2 tRNA genes and 2 rRNA genes are annotated in these 908 nt (G+C 41.4%); all 4 read right to left on the bottom strand.

Annotation, left to right across the window (positions count from 1 at the left end):
- Nucleotides 1-75, bottom strand: a 23S ribosomal RNA gene (locus VCHSUH04_RS09220); the annotation flags it as partial.
- A gap of 364 nt (nt 76-439) precedes the next feature.
- Nucleotides 440-515: transfer RNA gene (locus VCHSUH04_RS09215), tRNA-Ala, on the bottom strand.
- A gap of 129 nt (nt 516-644) precedes the next feature.
- Nucleotides 645-721: transfer RNA gene (locus tag VCHSUH04_RS09210), tRNA-Ile, on the bottom strand.
- 123 nt (nt 722-844) lie between these two features.
- Nucleotides 845-908, bottom strand: a 16S ribosomal RNA gene (locus tag VCHSUH04_RS09205); the annotation flags it as partial.

The raw sequence follows: 908 nt of genomic DNA, 5'->3' as shown, positions 1-908 counted from the left end.
CTTATCGCAGCTTACCGCGTCCTTCTTCGGCTGATATCGCCAAGGCATCCACCGTACGCCCTTAAAATCTTTACTTAAGATTTTATTGACATGCATTAGATACATTGTCGTTTTTTGTAGCCGTACATTTTCATGTACGTCACCATTAAGTCAGAGAATTATTTCCTATGTGCTCGGGTCAACCTACTTAGAAATTCTAAGAGATGACCTTACAAATATATATTAATTCTTCTATGCAGTTTTCAAAGAACAAACAATTCATATATTTCGCGTCTATCGTCGTTGCATTCGTTTCACTTGTCTTGCGTAATTACCATTACGCGGCGACGTCGTTCATCTCATGCGCCTAGATATCCATCGAAATCTATTAAATTGTAACTGATTGTTTAAATCAGCTTTGTTATTTTAGTACATAACAGACCAGCTGTCAAATACTAAATGGTGGAGACGAGGAGATTCGAACTCCTGACCCCCTGCTTGCAAGGCAGGTGCTCTCCCAACTGAGCTACGCCCCCGTAATGGGTTAACTTAAGTCTCGATAATCCATTCCGAAGAATCCGTTATCTTTTATAAGTTTTACCTATTAAATTAGCTCTTAGTGTCTGTACTTTACACAAAGTGTATTTCAAGTTATATGAGCCAACTGGTGGGCCTAGGTGGACTCGAACCACCGACCTCACGCTTATCAGGCGTGCGCTCTAACCAGCTGAGCTATAGGCCCATTTAATATATGAGAAATTTATTATCTTGTAGATAACAGATCTCTCAAAACCGAACAATGTTAGGTGCCAAAGTGTCGACCTAAGTGACATCCAAACTCTTGGCTTGGTGTATGTCTCCCTAGAAAGGAGGTGATCCAGCCGCACCTTCCGATACGGCTACCTTGTTACGACTTCACCCCAATCATC

The sequence above is a fragment of the Veillonella sp. T14073-2 genome, from assembly GCF_002959875.1.
GTDB lineage: Bacteria > Bacillota > Negativicutes > Veillonellales > Veillonellaceae > Veillonella > Veillonella infantium.
Note: the sequence above shows the minus strand (reverse complement) of the source record. Positions and strands in the feature narration are given on the sequence as shown.